The sequence below is a fragment of the Mycobacterium europaeum genome (assembly GCF_002102155.1).
In the GTDB taxonomy this organism is placed as follows: Bacteria; Actinomycetota; Actinomycetes; order Mycobacteriales; family Mycobacteriaceae; genus Mycobacterium; species Mycobacterium europaeum.
This window is the reverse complement of record NZ_LQOU01000028.1, coordinates 133,662-151,448: the sequence shown is the minus strand read 5'-3', so window position 1 is coordinate 151,448 and position 17,787 is coordinate 133,662. Positions and strand designations below refer to the sequence as shown.

The 17,787-nt window shown below is 71.7% G+C and carries 16 protein-coding genes and 1 tRNA gene; 4 read left to right on the top strand and 13 right to left on the bottom strand.

The features are described 5' to 3' along the window. Nucleotides 1–21: 21 nt before the first annotated feature. Nucleotides 22–97 (bottom strand) — tRNA-Thr (locus tag AWC03_RS14825). A 54-nt stretch (nucleotides 98–151) separates the two neighbouring features. Continuing rightward, nucleotides 152–1,360, bottom strand: a complete 1,209-nt coding sequence (locus AWC03_RS14820) for a DNA polymerase III subunit delta' (RefSeq protein WP_085241419.1) — start codon at nucleotides 1,358–1,360, stop codon at nucleotides 152–154. Nucleotides 1,361–1,466: 106 nt separating this feature from the next. Between AWC03_RS14820 and AWC03_RS14815 the strand changes: the two genes are divergently transcribed. After that, nucleotides 1,467–3,140, top strand: coding sequence for an adenylate/guanylate cyclase domain-containing protein (locus AWC03_RS14815; RefSeq protein ID WP_244275085.1), 1,674 nt, complete (start codon nucleotides 1,467–1,469; stop codon nucleotides 3,138–3,140). A gap of 6 nt (nucleotides 3,141–3,146) precedes the next feature. On the opposite strand, the gene topA is transcribed toward AWC03_RS14815, so the two are convergent. From topA to cspA, 3 genes are all read right to left on the bottom strand, one after another. After that, nucleotides 3,147–5,954: a type I DNA topoisomerase gene (topA, locus tag AWC03_RS14810; protein ID WP_085241416.1), complete on the bottom strand. Its 2,808-nt coding sequence runs from the start codon at nucleotides 5,952–5,954 to the stop codon at nucleotides 3,147–3,149. Between the two features lie 194 nt (nucleotides 5,955–6,148). Next, complete coding sequence (locus AWC03_RS14805) at nucleotides 6,149–6,739, bottom strand: hypothetical protein (protein ID WP_085241414.1); 591 nt, start codon at nucleotides 6,737–6,739, stop codon at nucleotides 6,149–6,151. A gap of 138 nt (nucleotides 6,740–6,877) precedes the next feature. Continuing rightward, nucleotides 6,878–7,081, bottom strand: coding sequence for a cold shock protein CspA (cspA, locus tag AWC03_RS14800; protein ID WP_007166602.1), 204 nt, complete (start codon nucleotides 7,079–7,081; stop codon nucleotides 6,878–6,880). Nucleotides 7,082–7,342: 261 nt separating this feature from the next. Between cspA and AWC03_RS14795 the strand changes: the two genes are divergently transcribed. Both AWC03_RS14795 and AWC03_RS14790 read left to right on the top strand, forming a co-directional pair. Then, the gene (locus AWC03_RS14795; protein WP_085241465.1) at nucleotides 7,343–9,685 is read left to right on the top strand and encodes a DEAD/DEAH box helicase; all 2,343 of its coding nucleotides are present in this window, start codon (nucleotides 7,343–7,345) and stop codon (nucleotides 9,683–9,685) included. 81 nt (nucleotides 9,686–9,766) lie between these two features. Beyond that, complete coding sequence (locus tag AWC03_RS14790) at nucleotides 9,767–10,804, top strand: PAS domain-containing protein (protein WP_085241412.1); 1,038 nt, start codon at nucleotides 9,767–9,769, stop codon at nucleotides 10,802–10,804. Here the strand turns inward: AWC03_RS14790 and AWC03_RS14785 are convergent. Genes AWC03_RS14785 through ssd form a run of 7 tightly spaced genes read right to left on the bottom strand, consistent with a single transcriptional unit; the run spans nucleotide 10,801 to nucleotide 15,264 of the window. After that, the gene (locus AWC03_RS14785; protein ID WP_322860753.1) at nucleotides 10,801–11,088 is read right to left on the bottom strand and encodes an Rv3654c family TadE-like protein; all 288 of its coding nucleotides are present in this window, start codon (nucleotides 11,086–11,088) and stop codon (nucleotides 10,801–10,803) included. The two genes, AWC03_RS14790 and AWC03_RS14785, sit on opposite strands and share 4 nt — an antisense overlap. A gap of 31 nt (nucleotides 11,089–11,119) precedes the next feature. Continuing rightward, nucleotides 11,120–11,422 (bottom strand): TadE family type IV pilus minor pilin, encoded by a 303-nt coding sequence (locus AWC03_RS14780; protein WP_085241410.1) that lies wholly within the window; start codon nucleotides 11,420–11,422, stop codon nucleotides 11,120–11,122. Nucleotides 11,423–11,445: 23 nt separating this feature from the next. After that, nucleotides 11,446–11,622: a DUF4244 domain-containing protein gene (locus AWC03_RS14775; RefSeq protein ID WP_090418817.1), complete on the bottom strand. Its 177-nt coding sequence runs from the start codon at nucleotides 11,620–11,622 to the stop codon at nucleotides 11,446–11,448. Nucleotides 11,623–11,664: 42 nt separating this feature from the next. Next, complete coding sequence (locus AWC03_RS14770) at nucleotides 11,665–12,261, bottom strand: type II secretion system F family protein (RefSeq protein WP_208859300.1); 597 nt, start codon at nucleotides 12,259–12,261, stop codon at nucleotides 11,665–11,667. Further along, nucleotides 12,258–13,058, bottom strand: a complete 801-nt coding sequence (locus AWC03_RS14765; protein WP_085241408.1) for a type II secretion system F family protein — start codon at nucleotides 13,056–13,058, stop codon at nucleotides 12,258–12,260. The genes AWC03_RS14770 and AWC03_RS14765 overlap by 4 nt, the downstream gene beginning before the upstream one ends. Next, nucleotides 13,055–14,215 carry a TadA family conjugal transfer-associated ATPase gene (locus AWC03_RS14760; RefSeq protein ID WP_085241406.1) on the bottom strand — a complete coding sequence of 387 codons (1,161 nt, stop codon included), beginning with the start codon at nucleotides 14,213–14,215 and terminating at the stop codon, nucleotides 13,055–13,057. Before AWC03_RS14760 ends, AWC03_RS14765 begins: the two co-directional genes overlap by 4 nt. Continuing rightward, a complete protein-coding gene (gene ssd / locus AWC03_RS14755; protein ID WP_244275235.1) occupies nucleotides 14,212–15,264 on the bottom strand; it encodes a septum site-determining protein Ssd in 1,053 nt (350 codons plus the stop codon). Before ssd ends, AWC03_RS14760 begins: the two co-directional genes overlap by 4 nt. Nucleotides 15,265–15,743: 479 nt before the next feature. Here ssd and AWC03_RS14750 point away from each other — a divergent pair, with 479 nt between their 5' ends. Beyond that, nucleotides 15,744–16,577, top strand: a complete 834-nt coding sequence (locus AWC03_RS14750; protein ID WP_068061442.1) for an HAD-IB family hydrolase — start codon at nucleotides 15,744–15,746, stop codon at nucleotides 16,575–16,577. Between the two features lie 444 nt (nucleotides 16,578–17,021). Here the strand turns inward: AWC03_RS14750 and AWC03_RS14740 are convergent, their stop codons facing one another. Beyond that, nucleotides 17,022–17,780, bottom strand: coding sequence for an oxidoreductase (locus AWC03_RS14740; protein ID WP_085241403.1), 759 nt, complete (start codon nucleotides 17,778–17,780; stop codon nucleotides 17,022–17,024). Nucleotides 17,781–17,787 lie beyond the last annotated feature (7 nt).

Below are 17,787 nucleotides of genomic sequence, written 5' to 3'. Positions count from 1 at the left end.
CGCGCCTGGCGGTGAAACCTGTGGAGCCGCCTGGGGGAATCGAACCCCCGACCTATTCATTACGAGTGAATCGCTCTACCGACTGAGCTAAGGCGGCACACCCTGATGCCGGGCGGCACGAGTCTACGGCAGGCGGGCGGGCCGACCCAAGTTAGTCGCGCAGTTCCTGGCCGAAGGTGGCCACCATGGCGTCGACCGCGAACTTGGGCTTGACGTTCATCGCCAGCGCCTCGCGGCACTCCAGCACCGCCTCGATGCAGCGCAGCAACCGCGGCGGCGGGGCGTGGGCGGCCAGGGCCGCGACCCGGTCGGCCATGTCCGGATGGTTGGGCCGCACCGACCCCGCCCCCGCCGACACCATGAGCGCGTCGCGGAAATACGTCGCCAGGTCGATCAGAGCCCGGTCCAGCGCGTCGCGGGAGGCGCGGGTCTGACGCGATTTCTGCCGTCGTTCGAGGTCCTTCATCGCGCCGGCCGCGCCCCGCATCGCCCCGGCGGTGCCCTTGCCGGTGCCGCCGGCGCCCAGGGCCGTCCGCAGCTCCTCGGTCTCGGCCTCGGCGCGGTCCGCGGTGAGCACCACGGCCTCGGCTTCGGCCGCGGCCACCAGCTCCTCGGCGGCGGCATAGGCGCGTGACGGCGTCGCGGCGTCGCGGACCAGCCCCAGCGCCCGCTCGCGGCGCGCCCGCGCCTCGGAATCGGTGGCCAGCCGCCGCGCCCGGCCCACGTGGCCGCCGCTGACCGAGGCCGCCCAGTTCGCGGTGTCGGGACTCAGGCCGTCGCTGTCCATCAGCACGCGCGCGATCGCCTCGGTCGGCGGGGTGACCAGCGCGACGTGCCGGCAGCGGGACCGCAGCGTGATGGAGATGTCCTCCGGGTCCACCGACGGCGCGCACAACAGGAACACCGTCGACGGCGGCGGCTCCTCCACGACCTTGAGCAGCGCGTTGGCGGCGCCCTCGGTCAGCCGGTCGGCGTCCTCGATCACCACGATCTGCCGGTGCCCGGTGGCCGGCCGCCGGGACGCGATCTGCACGATGCCGCGCATCTCGTCCACCCCGATGGACAGCCCTTCGGGGATCACCCGGCGCACGTCGGCGTGGGTGCCGGCCATCGTCGTCGTGCAGGCGCGGCACTGCCCGCACCCCGGTTCCGCGTCGGAGGTGCACTGCAGCGCGGCCGCGAAGCACAGCGCCGCGACCGAGCGCCCCGACCCGGGGGGACCCGTGATCAGCCACGCATGTGTCATAGTCCCGGCGCCCGCCTCGCTGTGAACGAGATCACCGCGGGCGGCCCTGGCGGCGGCGAGCAATTCGGCCGTCACCGCGTCCTGGCCTACCAGCCGCGTAAACACCCCGGACATCACCGGTAACAGTAGCCATCACCGCCGACGGATACCGATCGGCCACCGCATTGCGACGGTCCCGTTACGTTTCGCCCGTTTTCGCGGCGGACGGGGCCCGCTTGAGATGGTTGTAAGTTTCCGACAAGTCCCTGCTGACCGATACGGTGGGATCGTGGCATCACCGGCAGCACTGCCCGGGCGGATCAGCGGATTCGTCCGGTGGGTGGTGCGCACCCCGTGGCCGCTGTTCTCGCTGAGCATGCTGCAGGCCGACATCATCGGAGCCCTCTTCGTGCTCGGCTTCCTGCGCTACGCCCTGCCCCCCGAGGATCGCATTCAGCTGCAGGATCTGCCCGTCCTGAACCTGGCGGTCTTCGGTACCGCGCTGGTGGTGTTGTTCCTGGCCGGCTGGACGGTGAACCTGAAGCTGCTGATGCCGGTCTTCCGCTGGCAGCGCCGGGACAACCTGCTGGCCGAGGCCGACCCGGCCGCCACGGAGCTGGCCCGTAGCCGGGCCCTGCGGATGCCGTTCTACCGCACGCTCATCAGCATGGCGGCCTGGTTGATCGGCGGCGTGGTGTTCATCATCGCCAGCTGGTCGGTGGCCCGGTTCGCGGCGCCCGTCGTGGCCGTCGCCACCGGACTGGGCGCCGCGGCCACCGCGATCATCGGCTACCTGCAGTCCGAGCGCGTGCTGCGGCCGGTGGCCGTGGCCGCCCTGCGCAGCGGCGTGCCCGAGAACGTCCAGGCGCCCGGCGTCATCCTGCGCCAGATCCTGACGTGGATGCTGTCCACCGCCGTCCCGGTGCTGGCGATCGTGCTGGCGGTGGTGGCGGACAAGGCGTCGCTGCTGCACGCGACACCGGAGAAGCTGTTCACCCCCATCCTGCTGCTGGCACTGGCGGCGCTGGGCATCGGCTTCGTCAGCACCCTGCTGGTGGCCATGTCGATCGCCGACCCGCTGCGCCAGCTGCGCTGGGCGCTGTCGGAGGTGCAGCGCGGGAACTACAACGCGCACATGCAGATCTACGACGCCAGCGAGCTGGGGCTGCTGCAGGCCGGCTTCAACGACATGGTGCGGGACCTGTCCGAGCGGCAGCGGCTGCGCGACCTGTTCGGCCGCTACGTCGGCGAAGACGTGGCCCGGCGGGCGCTGGAGCGCGGCACCGAGCTGGGCGGCCAGGAGCGCCACGTGGCGGTCCTCTTCGTCGACCTGGTCGGGTCCACCAAGCTCGCCGCGACCCGCCCGCCCGCCGAGGTGGTCCACCTGCTCAACGAGTTCTTCCGGGTGGTCGTGGAAACCGTGGGCCGCCACGGCGGTTTCGTCAACAAATTCCAGGGCGACGCCGCGCTGGCCATCTTCGGCGCGCCGATCGAACACCCCGACGCTTCGGGCGGCGCGCTCGCCGCGGCCCGCGAGCTGCACGACGCGCTGCTCCCGGTGATCGGGTCGGCGGAGTTCGGCATCGGGGTGTCGGCCGGCAGGGCGATCGCCGGGCACATCGGCGCGCAGGCCCGCTTCGAGTACACGGTGATCGGGGACCCGGTCAACGAGGCCGCCCGGCTGACCGAGCTGGCCAAGCTGGAGCCCGGGCACGTGCTGGCGTCGGCGATCGCGGTCAGCGGCGCCCTGGACGCCGAGGCCCTGTGCTGGGATGTGGGCGAGGTGGTCGAGCTGCGTGGCCGCACCGCCCCCACCCAGCTGGCGCGGCCGGTGAACCTGGCCGGATCGCCGGACAGCCAACCCGTGCGGACGTCCGACGAGGTGCACAGCGAGGCCATCGGCCCCGGCTATTAGCCGGCGCTAGGCGCGCTTGCCGGCCCTCTTGGCCGGGGCCTTCTTCCGCACCGCCTTCTTCGCCGGACGCTTCACCGGACCGCGCGCCCGCCGGTCGGCCAGCAATTCGGCGGCCCGCTCGTCGGTGATCGACAGCACGTCGTCGCCCTTGCGCAGGCTCGCGTTCGTCTCACCGTCGGTGACGTAGGGGCCGAACCGGCCGTCCTTGATCACCATCGGCTTGCCGGTCGCGGGGTCGGCGCCCAGCTCGCGCAACGGCGGCGCGGCGGCGGCCTGCCGGCCGCGACGCTTGGGCTCCGCGTAGATCTTCAACGCCTCGTCGAGCGTGATCTCGAAGATCTGGTCTTCGGTCGCCAGCGAGCGAGAGTCGGTGCCGCGCTTCAGGTATGGGCCGTAGCGGCCGTTCTGGGCGGTGATCTCCTCACCGGTCTGCGGGTCCACACCCACCACGCGCGGCAGCGACAGCAGCTTGAGCGCGTCCTCGAGGGTGACGGTCTGCAGGTCCATGCTGCGCAGCAGCGAGCCGGTGCGGGGCTTGGGGCCGGTGGGTTTCTTGCCCTTCTTCGCCGGGGCACCACCGTCGTCCGCTTCGGGGGGCGGCGGCAGGATCTCGGTGACGTAGGGGCCGTACCGGCCGTCCTTGGCGACGACCTCGTGACCGGTCTGCGGGTCGATGCCCAGCGAGCGCCCCTCCTGCGGCGTGGCGAACAGCTGTTCGGCCACCTCCAGCGTCAGCTCGTCGGGCGTCAGCGAGTCGTTGAGGTTGGCGCGCTGCGGCGTCGGAGCGCCGTCGTCGCCGGCGACCATGCGCTCCAGGTAGGGCCCGTTCTTGCCCACCCGGACGTACACCGGCCGGCCCTGCTCGTCGTCAAACAGCTTGATGGAGTTGACTTCTCGGGCGTCGATGCCTTCGAGGTTGACGCCGACGAGCTTCTTGAGCCCACCGGAACGGGCCACCGAGTCGGCAACCCCGTGCTCGCCGCCGAAGTAGAAGCGGTTCAGCCAGTCGGTGCGCCGCTCCTGCCCGGAGGCGATCGCGTCGAGTTCGTCCTCCATCGCGGCGGTGAAGCCGTAGTCGACGAGCCGGCCGAAATGCTGTTCCAGCAAACCGGTTACGGCGAACGCGACCCACGACGGCACCAGGGCGCTGCCCTTCTTGTGCACGTAGCCGCGGTCCTGGATGGTCTTGATGATCGACGAATACGTCGACGGGCGGCCGATGCCCAGCTCCTCGAGCGCCTTCACCAGCGACGCCTCGGTGTAGCGCGCCGGGGGGTTGGTGGCGTGGCCGTCCGGAGTCAGCTCGATGGCGTCCAGGCGCTGGCCCTGCGTCAGCTGCGGCAACCGGCTCTCGGCGTCGTCCGCCTCCCCGCCGGCCAGTTCGTCGACGGTCTCGACGTAGGCCTTCAGGAAGCCGGCGAACGTGATGGTGCGCCCGCTGGCGGCGAACACCACTTGCCTTTGCCCGGCGGCCCCACCCGCCGCCCCATTGATCCGCAGGCTCAGCGTCGTGCCGCGCGCGTCGGCCATCTGCGAGGCCACCGTGCGCTGCCAGATCAGCTCGTAGAGCCGGAATTCGTCGCCGTCGAGCTCGCGGCGCACCGCGTCCGGGGTCGCGAACGCCTCGCCGGCGGGCCGGATGGCCTCGTGCGCCTCCTGGGCGTTCTTCACCTTGCGGGTGTACTGACGCGGCGACGGCGAGACGTACTCCTCGCCGTAGAGCTGACGCGCCTGGGTGCGTGCGGCGTTGATGGCCGACTGCGACAGCGTCGTCGAGTCGGTACGCATATAAGTGATGTAGCCGTTCTCGTAGAGCCGCTGCGCGATGCTCATGGTCCGCTCGGAGGAGAACCGCAGCTTGCGGCCTGCCTCCTGCTGCAGCGTCGACGTCATGAACGGCGCGTAGGGCCGCCGGGTGTAGGGCTTCTCCTCGACCGAGGCGACGGAGAGCTGGGCGCCGCGCAGCCCGGCGGCCAGCTCCGTCGCCTGGGCCTCGTTCAACACGGTGACCTCGTCGGCCTTGCGCAGTTGACCCAGCGAGTCGAAGTCGCGGCCGGTGGCCACCCGCAGCCCGTCAACGGAGCTCAGGCGGGCGGTGAAGGTGGGCGGTGAGGCCTGCGGGTCGGACACGCTGGCGTCCAGCTGGGCCACGATGTCCCAGTAGGAGGCGCTGCGGAACGCCATGCGGTCGCGTTCCCGCTGGACGATGATGCGCGTGGCCACCGACTGCACCCGGCCCGCCGACAGCTTGGGCGCCACCTTCTTCCACAGCACCGGGCTGACCTCGTAGCCGTACAGCCGGTCCAGGATGCGGCGGGTCTCCTGCGCGTCGACCAGGTCGATGTCCAGGTCACGGGGGTTTTCGGCGGCCTCGAGGATGGCCGGCTCGGTGATCTCGTGGAACACCATCCGCTTGACCGGGATGTTCGGCTTCAGCGTTTCCAGCAGGTGCCAGGCGATGGCTTCGCCCTCGCGGTCACCATCCGTGGCGAGGTAGAGCTCGTCGACGCCCTTCAGCAAGCCCTTCAGTTCGCTGACGGTGCTCTTCTTCTCCGGGCTGATGATGTAGAGCGGTTCGAAGTCGTGATCGACGTTGACCCCGAGCCGTGCCCACGGCTCGGACTTGTACTTCGCCGGCACGTCGGCGGCGGCGCGGGGCAGGTCGCGGATGTGCCCCCGCGACGATTCGACGATGTAGTTGGAGCCCAGGTAGCCGGCCAATTTGCGCGCCTTGGTCGGCGACTCGACGATGACGAGTCGCCTACGGCTCCCAGCCCGGCCGCTTTCGCGGTCCTTGAGATTCTGGTCGGCCAACTACGCTTACGCTCCATCCTTAGATCCCGGCCCCCCTGCGAGGCCACCCCGCAGAAGAATGACAGGCCGGCGTCGAAAATTCCGCGGAAATTCAGATAGGCCAGCGTTCCTTCGCCCTCGGGCACCTGACAATTTCGCACCCTTGGGCGCGACTGCGCAAACCGGCGAGCGGAATGGCAAATGTTTTTCCGCGGTTATACCCGCGGCCACACCGATGATGCGTCGGCCTCGCCCGGCGCGTCGCCCACGTTCTCTACCAGGCGCGATAGCCGCCGACGCCCGCTGATCCGCAGCGCCGGGCGGCCGCCGCGGGTGCCGATCAGCGTGGGCGCGATTCCGACCCGCATCAAAGCCGAAGCCAGCGGGGAATGGGTATCGGGCGCGTGGGGATCGAGCCCAAGCAGATAATGGTCGCCGTCGGGGTGACCGGCCGCCAGCGTCCACGCCCGCAATTCGCGCGGCCCGGGCAGCCAGCGCGGCGGCACGGTCTTTACCGCCCCGCGCGTCCATTCCGTGGCCAAATTCACCAAGGACGCGCTGACCGCCGTCCGCACCAACGGGGTGTCCTCGTCGGTGCGGCCGATCTCGAACGTCAGACCGGCCGCGCGGATCATCTCGGCCAGCGCGCCGGCGCGCCAGGGCTGATCCACCACCACGGAGAGCCGCGCGCCCGGCGCCCCCTGGCCGCCGACCATGACGATCTGACCGGAAGCCGCCAGCACCCCGGAGAGGTCGGCGACCGCGGGCGGCACCGACTCCGCTGTGAAGAAGGAAAGCTGGCTCACGCCACCGACAGTAGGCCAGGTCGACCATCCGCGTCTCGAGGCGCGGCGGCGGCTTCGCTAGCCGGCGGCGATACGAAAACCCCCCGCCGGACCCGCTGGGCGGGACTGCACGGGGGGTTCGTGGAGATTCGGCTCGTCTTAGACGGAGCGGACTCCGGTGGCCTGGGGGCCCTTAGGGCTGTGGCCGATCTCGAACTCGACCTTCTGGTTTTCTTCGAGGGTGCGGAAGCCCGAACCCTGGATCTCCGTGTAGTGGACAAACACGTCTGCGGAACCGTCTTCGGGGGCGATGAACCCGAAGCCCTTCTCCGCGTTGAACCACTTCACAGTTCCCTGTGGCATCTCTCGATCTTTCCTTTTCTTCTGGGTGCGGGGCATCGCCTTTCGATGCCCCGGGCCTGGTACGACCGCCATACCTCGCTCAGTCGCCGGAACTTCACCCGACCGATTAACCTCGCAGGAACCGCGGCCGCAACGTCGATCCTGCGAAAGTTTGACAAACGAACACAGAAGCTGCGACCGCAAATAGTCAACCATGTTCATCGCTTCGGCGACAGACTTGCGCCGTGGGCGCAGTCTCAGCCGGGTTCCAGGAGGGTGCCGATGGCGAGTTTCGGTAGCGAGCTGCTCGCCGCCGCGCTTGCCGGAACCGCCGCCGACGAGCACCCGCTGCGCCACGTCGCCGAGCTGCCGGCCCGGGGTGGCAGCCCGCACCGCTGGCCGGCGTGGGCCGAGCCCGACGTGGTGCGCGCGTTCACCGACCGCGGCGTCGCTTCCCCCTGGTCACACCAGTCGGTGGCCGCGGAGCTGGCGCACGCGGGCCGGCATGTGGTGGTGAGCACCGGGACCGCGTCGGGCAAGTCCCTGGCCTATCAGCTCCCCGTCCTCAATGCGCTGGCCACCGATCCGCGCGCCCGGGCGCTGTACCTGTCGCCGACGAAGGCGCTGGGCCACGATCAGTTGCGCGCCGCGCACGCGCTCACCGCGGCCATCCCGCGGCTGCACGAGCCTGGTTTTGCGGTCGCGCCCACCGCCTACGACGGTGACAGCCCGCCGGAAGTGCGCAAGTTCGCGCGCGAACGCTCCCGCTGGCTGTTCTCCAACCCTGACATGATCCATGTGTCGATCTTGCGCAACCACGCCCGCTGGGCCGTGCTGCTGCGGGGGCTTCGGTTCGTGATCGTCGACGAATGCCATTACTACCGCGGGGTTTTCGGCTCCAACGTGGCGATGGTGCTGCGCCGGTTGCTGCGGCTGTGCGCACGCTACTCGGCCGCCCCCACGGTCATCTTCGCCAGCGCGACGACGGACGCGCCGGGCGAAACGGCCGCCGAGCTCATCGGGCTTCCCGTCGAGGAGGTCACCGAGGACGGTTCCCCGCAGGGCGCCCGGACGGTGGCGTTGTGGGAACCGGCGCTGCGGACCGACCTGCTGGGCGAGAACGGCGCGCCGGTGCGCCGCTCGGCCGGCGCGGAGGCCGCCCGGGTGATGGCCGACCTGGTCGCCGAGGGGGCGCAGACGCTGACGTTCGTCCGGTCGCGCCGCGCCGCCGAGTTGACCGCGCTGGGCACCCAGGCGCGGCTGGACGACACCGCGCCGGAGCTCTCCGGCAAGGTGGCGTCCTATCGGGCCGGCTATCTCGCCGAGGACCGCGCCGCGCTGGAGCGCGCCCTGGCGGAGGGCCGGCTGCGCGGCCTGGCCACCACGAACGCCCTGGAGTTGGGTGTGGACATCGCGGGACTGGACGCGGTGGTGCTCGCCGGGTTCCCCGGCACGGTTGCCTCGTTCTGGCAGCAGGCCGGGCGGTCGGGCCGGCGCGGACAGGGCGCGCTGGTCGTGCTGATCGCCCGCGACGATCCGCTGGACACCTACCTGGTCCACAACCCGTCGGCGCTGCTGGGCAAGCCGGTCGAGCGGGTGGTGATCGATCCCGGCAATCCCTACATTGTGGGGCCCCAGCTCCTTTGCGCGGCAACCGAAATGCCGCTCGACGAGACGGAGGTGCGTGACCTCGGCGCCACCGAGGTGGCCGATCACCTGGTAGACGACGGACTGCTGCGACGGCGCAACGGCAAGTATTTTCCCGCGCCGGGCCTGGAACCGCATGGGGCGGTGGACATCCGGGGGTCGGCGGGCGGCCAGATCGTCATCGTGGAGGCCGACACCGGGCGGTTGCTGGGCAGCACCGGCGTCGGCCAGGCCCCCGCGGCGATCCATCCGGGCGCCGTCTACCTGCATCAGGGCGAGAGCTACGTCGTCGACTCGCTGGACCTCGAGGACGCGATCGCCTTCGTGCACGCCGAGGACCCCGGTTACGCCACGTTCGCGCGCGAAGTCACCGACATCGCCGTCACCGGCGCCGGCGAGCGCTCGCGGTTCGGGCCGGTCACCCTCGGCCTGGTGCCGGTCACCGTCACCCACCGGGTGGTGGGATACCTGCGCCGCCGGCCGTCCGGTGAGGTCATCGACTTCATCGAACTCGACATGCCGGAACAGACGCTGGCGACCACCGCGGTGATGTACACCATCACCGAAGAGGCGTTGCTGCGCAACGGTATTGACGCTACGCGGATCCCCGGGTCGCTACACGCCGCCGAGCACGCCGCGATCGGCTTGCTGCCGCTGGTGGCCAGCTGCGACCGCGGCGACATCGGCGGCCTGTCCACCTCGGCCGGACCCGACCCGGAGGGTCTGCCCAGTGTGTTCGTCTACGACGGCTATCCCGGTGGCGCCGGGTTCGCCGAACGCGGGTTTCGCCAGGTGAGCGCCTGGCTGGGTGCGACCGCAGCCGCCATCGAGGCATGCGAGTGCCCCCGCGGATGCCCCTCCTGCGTGCAGTCCCCCAAGTGCGGCAACGGCAACGACCCGCTCGACAAGGCGGGTGCGGTGCGGGTGCTGCGGCTGGTGCTGGCGCAGTTGCCCCACGCCCAGCGGTCCGCCGGATGACGGCCGGCGCGGCGCTCCGCCTGATGATCCCGCCGAGCCCGAGGTCCCAGGTGGGCGGGGCGTCGCCGTAAAATCGGCCGCATGGGCCACGACTGGCTGCTCGTGGAGACGCTGGGGGGTGAACCCACCGTGGTGGCGCAGGGCCGCCAGCTGAAAAACCTGGTCCCCATCACCACATTCATGCGCCGTAGCCCCTACCTCTCCGCGGTTCGCACGGCGATCGCCGAGTCGGTGCAGACCGGGCAGAGCCTGACCAGCATCACCCCCAAGCGCGACCGCGTCATTCGCACCGAACCGGTGGTGATGTCCGATGGCCATGTCCACGGCGTGCACGTGTGGACCGGCCCCGCCGACGTCGAGCCCCCCGAGCGGCCGATCCCCGGGCCGTTGAAGTGGGACCTGACCCTGGGCGTCGCCACCGACACCCGGGAGTCGCTGGTGAACAGCGGAAAGAATCCCGAAGTGGAGGTGACCTTCGGCAGGGCCTTCGCGGAAGACCTTCCCTCGCGCGAGCTCAACCCGAACGAAACCAAGGTGCTTGCCATGGCCGTCAAGGCCGAGCCCGACCAAACACTCTGCAGCACATGGGATCTCACCGATTGGGAGGGCAACCCCGTGCGGATCGGGTTCGTCGCGCGCACCGGCTTGGAGCCCGGGCCCGACGGCCGGGACCATCTGGTCGCCCGGGCGATCAACTGGCGCGCCGAACTCAAGGGCCCGGCGGTGTCGACAGACGATCTGGCGCAACGGATCCTGAGTGGACTCGCCCAGGCCGGCGTCCACCGCGCGCTGATCCACCTCAAGAACTGGGCCCTGCTGAAATGGCTGGACGAGCCGTGCACCTTCTACGACTGGCGGGGCAGTGAGACGGGCGAGCCCAGGGTTCACCCCGACGACCAGCACCTGGTCGCCTCGATGACGGAGGAATTCGCCCACGGCGCCACCAGCCGGGTGCTGCGCATGCCCGGCCACGACACCGCGTGGGTGCCGGTGCACGTCACGGTCAACCGGGTGGAGATCGAACCGGGCGCCTACGCCGGGCTGGTCTCGCTGCGGTTGCCCTCCGACGAGGAGCTCGCCGCCGCGGGCCTGACCGGCGGCCCCGACCCGGCTTCCTAGCCGCGCGCCGGCCCCGCCCGTGCGGCGGCGCTCGCCGACCCGCCGAGGACCGCGACGCGAACCGTGACGACGACGTCGAGATCGTCGACGGCGCAGCCGGCGTCGGTCCGCATCGCGCGGGCGACCGCCGTCGCGCGGGCGCAGGCGGCTTCGGGTCCGGCCGCCAACCGGCCCGCGGCGGCCAATGCGGCCAGGTCGGCCGCCGCCTGCGCGCGATGACGCGCGACGACGACCGCACCGAGGTAGGCCCCGGCGACCGTGACGCACAGCAGCACCGCCACCATCCAGGCCGCGACCAGGGTGGCCGAGCCGCGATCATCCCGAAGGCTCGGCCGCCGAGACCGCCTTGGCCGCAATGTCGAGCGCCGGCAACAGCCTGGACCGGGCGACGACGGTGGCCACCAGGAACTCGCCGTCGCGACGCAGCTCGACGCGCGCCCCGGCGGGGGCGATGCGCCGAGCCGCGCCCAGCGCCGAGCGTTCGTCGCCGCGGGCGGCCAGCCGCGCGGCCTCCCGGGCCGCGTCCACGCAGCGCACCTGCATCGACAGCGCGGTGACGCCGGCCAGACACAGCACCAGCACGACGACCAGCGTGGCCACGCCCAAGGCCGCCTCCACGGTGCCGGCACCCGCACTGCCCGCTAGACCTTGGTGCTGAGCGCCCGACCGATGATGTTGGTCAGCGCCGACACGATGGAGTCGCCGGTCACGACGGTGTAGAGGATCGCTCCGAACGCGGCGGCAGCGATCGTACCGATCGCGTATTCGACCGTGGACATGCCCGCCTCGTCGGACACCAGAACCGTCACTCGGGCCATCAGAACCCGAAATATGTTGTGCAGCAACGCTTTCCTTTCTTTTCACCATAATCCCGACTGCAAGACCTCACCGGCCAGCCCGGCCACCACGGGAACGATGCCCAGGCACACGAACGCCGGCAAGAAGCACAATCCGAGCGGTCCGGCGATCAACACCCCGGCGCGCTCGGCGGTGGCGGTGGCCGCGTGCGCGGCGTTGTGGCGGGACTGATCCGCCAACTCGGCGACACCCTCGGCCAGCGCGGCGCCCGACGCCGCCGAGCGCCGGGCCAGCCGTAGCAGCGCCTCCACCTGCGTCTCGGCCGAGCCGGCCCGCGGATCCGGCGCAGTCGTCCAGGCGACAGCGGGATCGGCGCCCAACGCCAGCAGATCGGCCGCGCGCCGCAGCACGCGGGCCAACACCGGCGGCGCGGACGACGCGGCGGCGGACGCGGCGGTGGCCACCGCCATGCCCGCTCCCAGGCACACGGCCAGCACGTCGAAACAGGAGGCGACCGCCAGCGGATCGTCGTCGTGCGCCTGCCCCAGCCCGGTGGGCGCCCGATTCTCGCGGACCGGCGCCCGCACCCGCGCCCGCACCAGCGCCGGGCCGGGGCCGATCCACGCGGCCACCGCGAGCAACATCGCCGCAGCCGTCACGACCCGAGCCGATCCGTGATGCGGTCGGCCCACAACAATCCCCCGCACGCCAGGGTCGAACCGACGACCAAGCACCATCCGCCGGCGTGCCCGTCGAGCAGGAAGCCCAGCGGCCGGGCCCCGATCAGCTGGCCCAGCAGCACGCCGAGCACCGGCAGGGCCGCCAAGATCGCTGCGGTCGCCCGCGCGCCGGCCATGTTCGACGTCACCCGAGCCGAGAACCGTTGCCGCTCCGCGATATCGCGCTGCGCGGCGCGCATCAGGGTGGCGATGGCCAGGCCGTGGTCGCTGGCCAGTTGCCAGCACAGCCCGAGACGATGCCAATGCGCGGGCAGGCTCGACGACTGCGCCGCGGCCCGCAGGCCGGCCGCGACGTCGGCACCCAATCTGGCGCGGGCCGCGACCGCCCGCAGCGACTCCGCAACCGCGCCCGCGGTTTCCGCCGCGGCCACGCCGAACGCGCGCACCGGATGGGAGCCGACCCGCAGTTCACCGACGAGCACGTCGAGTGCGCCTTCCAGCGCCCGCCCCTCGCCCACGGCGCGCCGGATGCGACGGCGGCGGCGGTAGCGCACGTACGCGGTCGCACCCACGACGGCCACGGCGAGCACCGTCGTCAGCGGCAGCAGCAGCGCGGCCGCCGCCACCGTCGCCGCGGCAAGACAGGCCACCGCGCGCGGCCCGGCCAGCGGACGCCACCGACGGTGTGACGTCCGGGGCGCCAGGCGGTACCGCGGCGACGACGGGTAGACGACGAGCGCCAGCGCCAACAACGCCCCGACGACCAGGCCGTTCACGCCGGCATCCGGCTGTCCAGCAACCGGCGCAGGAGTTCGGCGTCGTCGGTCATGCCGGTGTCGGCATGCCACACCGTGACCGCGCGCACCCGCCCCGTGGCCGGGCGCAGCATGGCGATTTCGCCGAGCCGGCGCCGCCCGGAGCGATCCCGTGCGACGTGCAAGAGCACCTGCACTGCGGCGGCGAGTTGACTGTGCAGCGCGGCGCGGTCGAGACCGCCGAGCGCACCCAGCGCCTCCAGCCGGGCGGGAACCTCGGCGGGGTTGTTCGCATGCACGGTCCCCGCTCCCCCGTCGTGGCCGGTGTTCAGGGCCGCCAGCAGATCCACCACCTCCGCACCGCGCACCTCGCCGACCACGATGCGGTCGGGCCGCATCCGCAGGGCTTGCCGAACGAGTTGGCGCACGCCCACTTCGCCGACGCCTTCGACGTTGGCGCACCGCGCGACCAGCTTCACCAGGTGCGGATGCCGGGGCGCCAGCTCGGCGGCATCCTCGACGCAGACGATGCGTTCGGTGGGCGCCACGGCACCGAGCATCGCCGCGAGCAGGGTGGTCTTACCCGCTCCCGTTCCGCCGCACACCAGAAAGGCCAGCCGCGCGGCGATGATGTCGGCGACCAGGGCCGCGGCGTCGGACGCCAGGGCACCCGATGCGGTCAGGGCCGCCAGGTCCTGGCTGGCCGGCCGCAGCACCCGCAGCGACAAGCACGTGCCCGCGACCGCCACGGGAGGCAGGACCGCGTGCAATCGCACGGTGAACCCGGCGCCGATGCCCGTCAGCTGGCCATCCACCCACGGCTGCGCGTCGTCCAGGCGCCGACCGGCGGCCAGCGCGAGCCGCTGCGCCAGGCGCCGCACCTCCGCCTCGTCGGCGAACCGGACGGGCGTGCGCCGCAGGCCGTTTCCGTCGTCGACCCAGACCGCGTCCGGTGCGGTGACCAACACGTCGGTGGTGCCGTCCGCGCACAACAGCGGCTCGAGGATGCCGGCGCCGGTCAGCTCGGTCTGCAGCACCCGCAGGTTGGCCAGCACCTCGGTGTCACCGAGCATCCCGCCGGACTCGGCGCGGATCGCGGCGGCCACGACGTTGGGACCCAACGGCGCGGATTCGGCTGCCAGCCGCTCGCGCACCCGGTCGATCAGCGAACCGCTCACGCGGCCCTACCGTTTCCCGCCGGCCCCGACGACGCCCGGGGCAGCACGGCGAGCACCCCGCGGGCCGCGGCCGCCAGCGCGGACCGCCGCCCGGCCCGCAGGCCGCCGCGCTCGGGCTGCTCGGCCACCCGCGGCTCGGCCCGCATGGACGCCAGCAACGGCAGCCCGGTGATGTCGGCGATCTCGGCCGCCCGCAACCCGCCCGGCGACGGGCCCCGCACCACCAATCCCACGTTGGGGTTGACGGCCGCCAGCACCGGGGCCAGCGCACCCGTCGCCGCGCACGCGCGCACATCGCATCGGCTGACCACCACGACGAGGTCGGCGGCGTCCAGCGCGGCCTGTGCCGCGTCGGTCAGACGACGCGGAAGATCGCAGACCACCGTCACCCCACCCCGGCGGCCGGCGTCGACGATGGCGTGCACCGGCCCGGGCGCCATCTCGTACCCGCGCCGGGTGCCCGACAGCACGCTCACGCCCCGGTGTCGCGGCAACGCCGCACGCACGGCCGACCAGGCGAGCCGGCCGCTCTGCACCGCCAGGTCCGGCCAGCGCAGGCCGGCCACGCCCTCCGCGCCCAGCAGTAGATCGATCCCGCCGCCCCACGGGTCGAGATCGACCACCAGCGCCTCGGCGGCGGCCTGCGCCACGGCGATCGCCAGGGACGACGCGCCCGACCCTCCGCACCCTCCGATGACGGCGACGACATCGCCGCGCGGCCCGTCGTCGCGGACCGAATCGGCCGCCTCGGCGAGCGCGCGCACCAACCCGCACTCCTGCTGGGGCAGCCGCAACACCCGCCCGGCGCCGACCGCGACGGCCGCCGCCCACGTCGCGGTCGCCGGGTCGGCCGCCGTCAGCACGGTCACGTGAGCGCGCCGCGGCAACGCCGCTCGCCCACACCGTTCGGCCGCCGCCTCGTCCAGCACCACGGCCGCGGCCGCCGACCAGGTCTTGCGACTCACGGCGCCGCCGGCATGGACCACCCGGACGCCGACGGCCGCGGCCACGCGATCCAACTCCCGGCACAGTTCCGCGTCCGCCAGCACCGCCAGCACGCCCGGAGAGGTCGCCACGTCGGCCTGCGGTGTGCTTGTCACGCACCCACTCTGCGGGCGCGTGATGTTGGACACCAGTCCCAAACGCGGCATTTGGGGATAGAGACGCGACTGTGCACAAACGCATCGGGAGGCGCGCAGAGGGGGAAATGTCCGCAACCACTCGGACGGCGGCGCGGCGCGGCCGGTATCAGGGAAACTGACCCCAGAAAAGGGACGACCCCCGCCAGGGGGGGAGGAGGCGAGGGTCGTCGTGCATCAGCCCCGGGGGGTCGGGCTGATACACCCTCGGCTCAGGCCGAGTAATGCTTACTATACACATGCCAAGCCGCGGTAACGCAATAGCTCTTTCTATGAAAGAACACGTTGAGCCGCAAGAACACTGCCCTTACCGTAGGTCCCACTTTGCTGAGCGGCCATTTCGCGCCCAAGGTCCCAGCGCCGGCGGACGACCGACCTATGCTGGGCCCGTGACCGTCTTCGACCCGGCCGATGAGCAGCACACGACTCCCCGGGCCCGCACCGCGGCCTTCTTCGACTTGGACAAGACGATCATCGCCAAGTCCAGCACCCTGGCCTTCAGCAAACCGTTCTTCAACCAGGGGCTGCTGAACCGCCGCGCCGTGCTCAAGTCGAGCTACGCCCAGTTCATCTATCTGCTCTCCGGCGCCGATCATGACCAGATGGACCGGATGCGCATCCACATGACGAACATGGTCGCCGGCTGGGATGTGGAACAGGTCAAGTCGATCGTCAACGAAACGCTGCACGACATCGTCACGCCGCTCGTGTTCGCCGAAGCCGCGGACCTCATTGCCGCGCACAAGCTGTGCGGCCGCGACGTCGTCGTGGTCTCGGCGTCCGGGGAGGAGATCGTGGCGCCGATCGCCCGGGCGCTCGGCGCCACGCACGCGATGGCGACGCGGATGGTCGTCGAGGACGGCCGGTACACCGGCGAGATCGCGTTCTACTGCTACGGCGAGGGCAAGGTGCAGGCGATCCGCGAGCTCGCCGCCCGCGAGGGTTACCCGCTGGAGCACTGCTACGCGTACTCGGACTCGATCACCGACCTGCCGATGCTGGAATCCGTCGGGCATCCCAGCGTGGTGAATCCCGACCGCGGACTGCGCCGGGAAGCCGTCGAGCGTGGATGGCCCGTGCTGTCGTTCTCGCGGCCGGTGTCGCTGCGCGACCGCATCCCGGCGCCGTCCGGTGCGGCGATCGCGACGACCGCCGCCGTGGGCGTCAGCGCGCTGGCCGCCGGTGCGGTCACCTATTCGCTGTTGCGCCGCTTCGCGTTCTGACCCAAACCTGGCCGATGCGCAGCAAACACATTTCCGGCACCGTTTCGCAACGTTTGCAAAATTAGGCCTTGCTGCGCTAAGGGTCTAGTAGTACAAAGGAACCACGGAAGCCCGGTGAGGCCTAGGTCGATCCGGAAGAGAAGGTTCGATCTCCCGACCCGGGCGCCCAGCACGGTGCTCGGCACCCACGCGGAGTCATAGCCGCGATAATGGCAGAAGTGTTGCGGGCCTGCGTAATTGCGAAATGTGGACGGTGTCGACGGCCCTTTGGGTGGGGTTGCGACCGGAAGCATCGCAAGATCGCCGAGGCCAACCCACGCAGCCCCGAAATGCACGCATGGTAACCGAGTTCCGTGCTAGCGGGCGGCGGACCGAATTCTTCGGGACGTCGCCCGCTTTGCATTGTCCCGCCGCGTTTTCGGGCACTCGCGGCAACCGGTCCAGCTATCGACCCGACAGCGACTCGGCGATCGTCAACGCCTCCTGCGCACCGGCCCGCATCGCCCGGCAGCACAGCACCACCCAGCCGCCCACCCCGGCCGCGGAGCCCTCGGCGAAGCCCCGGGCCGCGTCGCGGTAGTCGGCGGGCTGGCGCATCCAACTGACCTCGGGCACACCCAATCCGTGGGGATCCAGCCCGCTGGCGATGGTCACCAACCGGGACACCGCGCGGGCCACCACGCCGTCCGCGCTGCCGAACGGCCGCAGCGTCAGCAGTTCTCCGTGCGCGACCGCGGCGACCACTGGCGCGGGCGCCTCGGTGCCGCCGCTCACCAACTCCGCCAGCAACTCCAGCCGCTGCGCGACGCCGGCATCGGCGCGCGGCCGGCCCAGCCGGTCCTCGTCGACCTGGTCGGCCGCCGCCAGCATGTGCAGGCGGGCCAGCGCCTGAAGCGGCGCCCGCCGCCAGATCCCGACCAGCGGACCCTCGCCGCCTTCCAGCGCCTGGGCCACCCGCAGCGCCCCGCCGAACACCGGATCGGTGACCACCGCCGCGTCCGCCAGGTCTTCCAGCCGCACGGGACCGCCGTCCAGCACCGACGACGCGCGGGCCGCCCGCAACGCCGCTTCGGCGGCGGTCACCGGCCAGCCACGCAGGTTGGCCCGGTGACGATGGGCGCGGCCCAACGCGTCGCGGGCCCGGTCGCTGGCCTCGGCGACGCCCGGCAACTCCATCAGCGGAGCCAGTGGATCAGCCGTCACAGGTTGC

What these genes read in the sequence shown, in the direction of transcription:
- AWC03_RS14815 (WP_244275085.1), top strand. Translation starts at nt 1,467, where the DNA reads ATGGTTGTAAGTTTCCGACAAGTCCCTGCTGACCGATACGGTGGGATC.
- AWC03_RS14795 (WP_085241465.1), top strand. Translation starts at nt 7,343, where the DNA reads ATGGCGAGTTTCGGTAGCGAGCTGCTCGCCGCCGCGCTTGCCGGAACC.
- cspA (WP_007166602.1), bottom strand. Translation starts at nt 7,081, where the DNA reads ATGCCACAGGGAACTGTGAAGTGGTTCAACGCGGAGAAGGGCTTCGGG.
- AWC03_RS14785 (WP_322860753.1), bottom strand. Translation starts at nt 11,088, where the DNA reads ATGGTGGCGGTGCTGCTGTGCGTCACGGTCGCCGGGGCCTACCTCGGT.
- AWC03_RS14820 (WP_085241419.1), bottom strand. Translation starts at nt 1,360, where the DNA reads ATGTCCGGGGTGTTTACGCGGCTGGTAGGCCAGGACGCGGTGACGGCC.
- AWC03_RS14775 (WP_090418817.1), bottom strand. Translation starts at nt 11,622, where the DNA reads ATGGCCCGAGTGACGGTTCTGGTGTCCGACGAGGCGGGCATGTCCACG.
- AWC03_RS14790 (WP_085241412.1), top strand. Translation starts at nt 9,767, where the DNA reads ATGGGCCACGACTGGCTGCTCGTGGAGACGCTGGGGGGTGAACCCACC.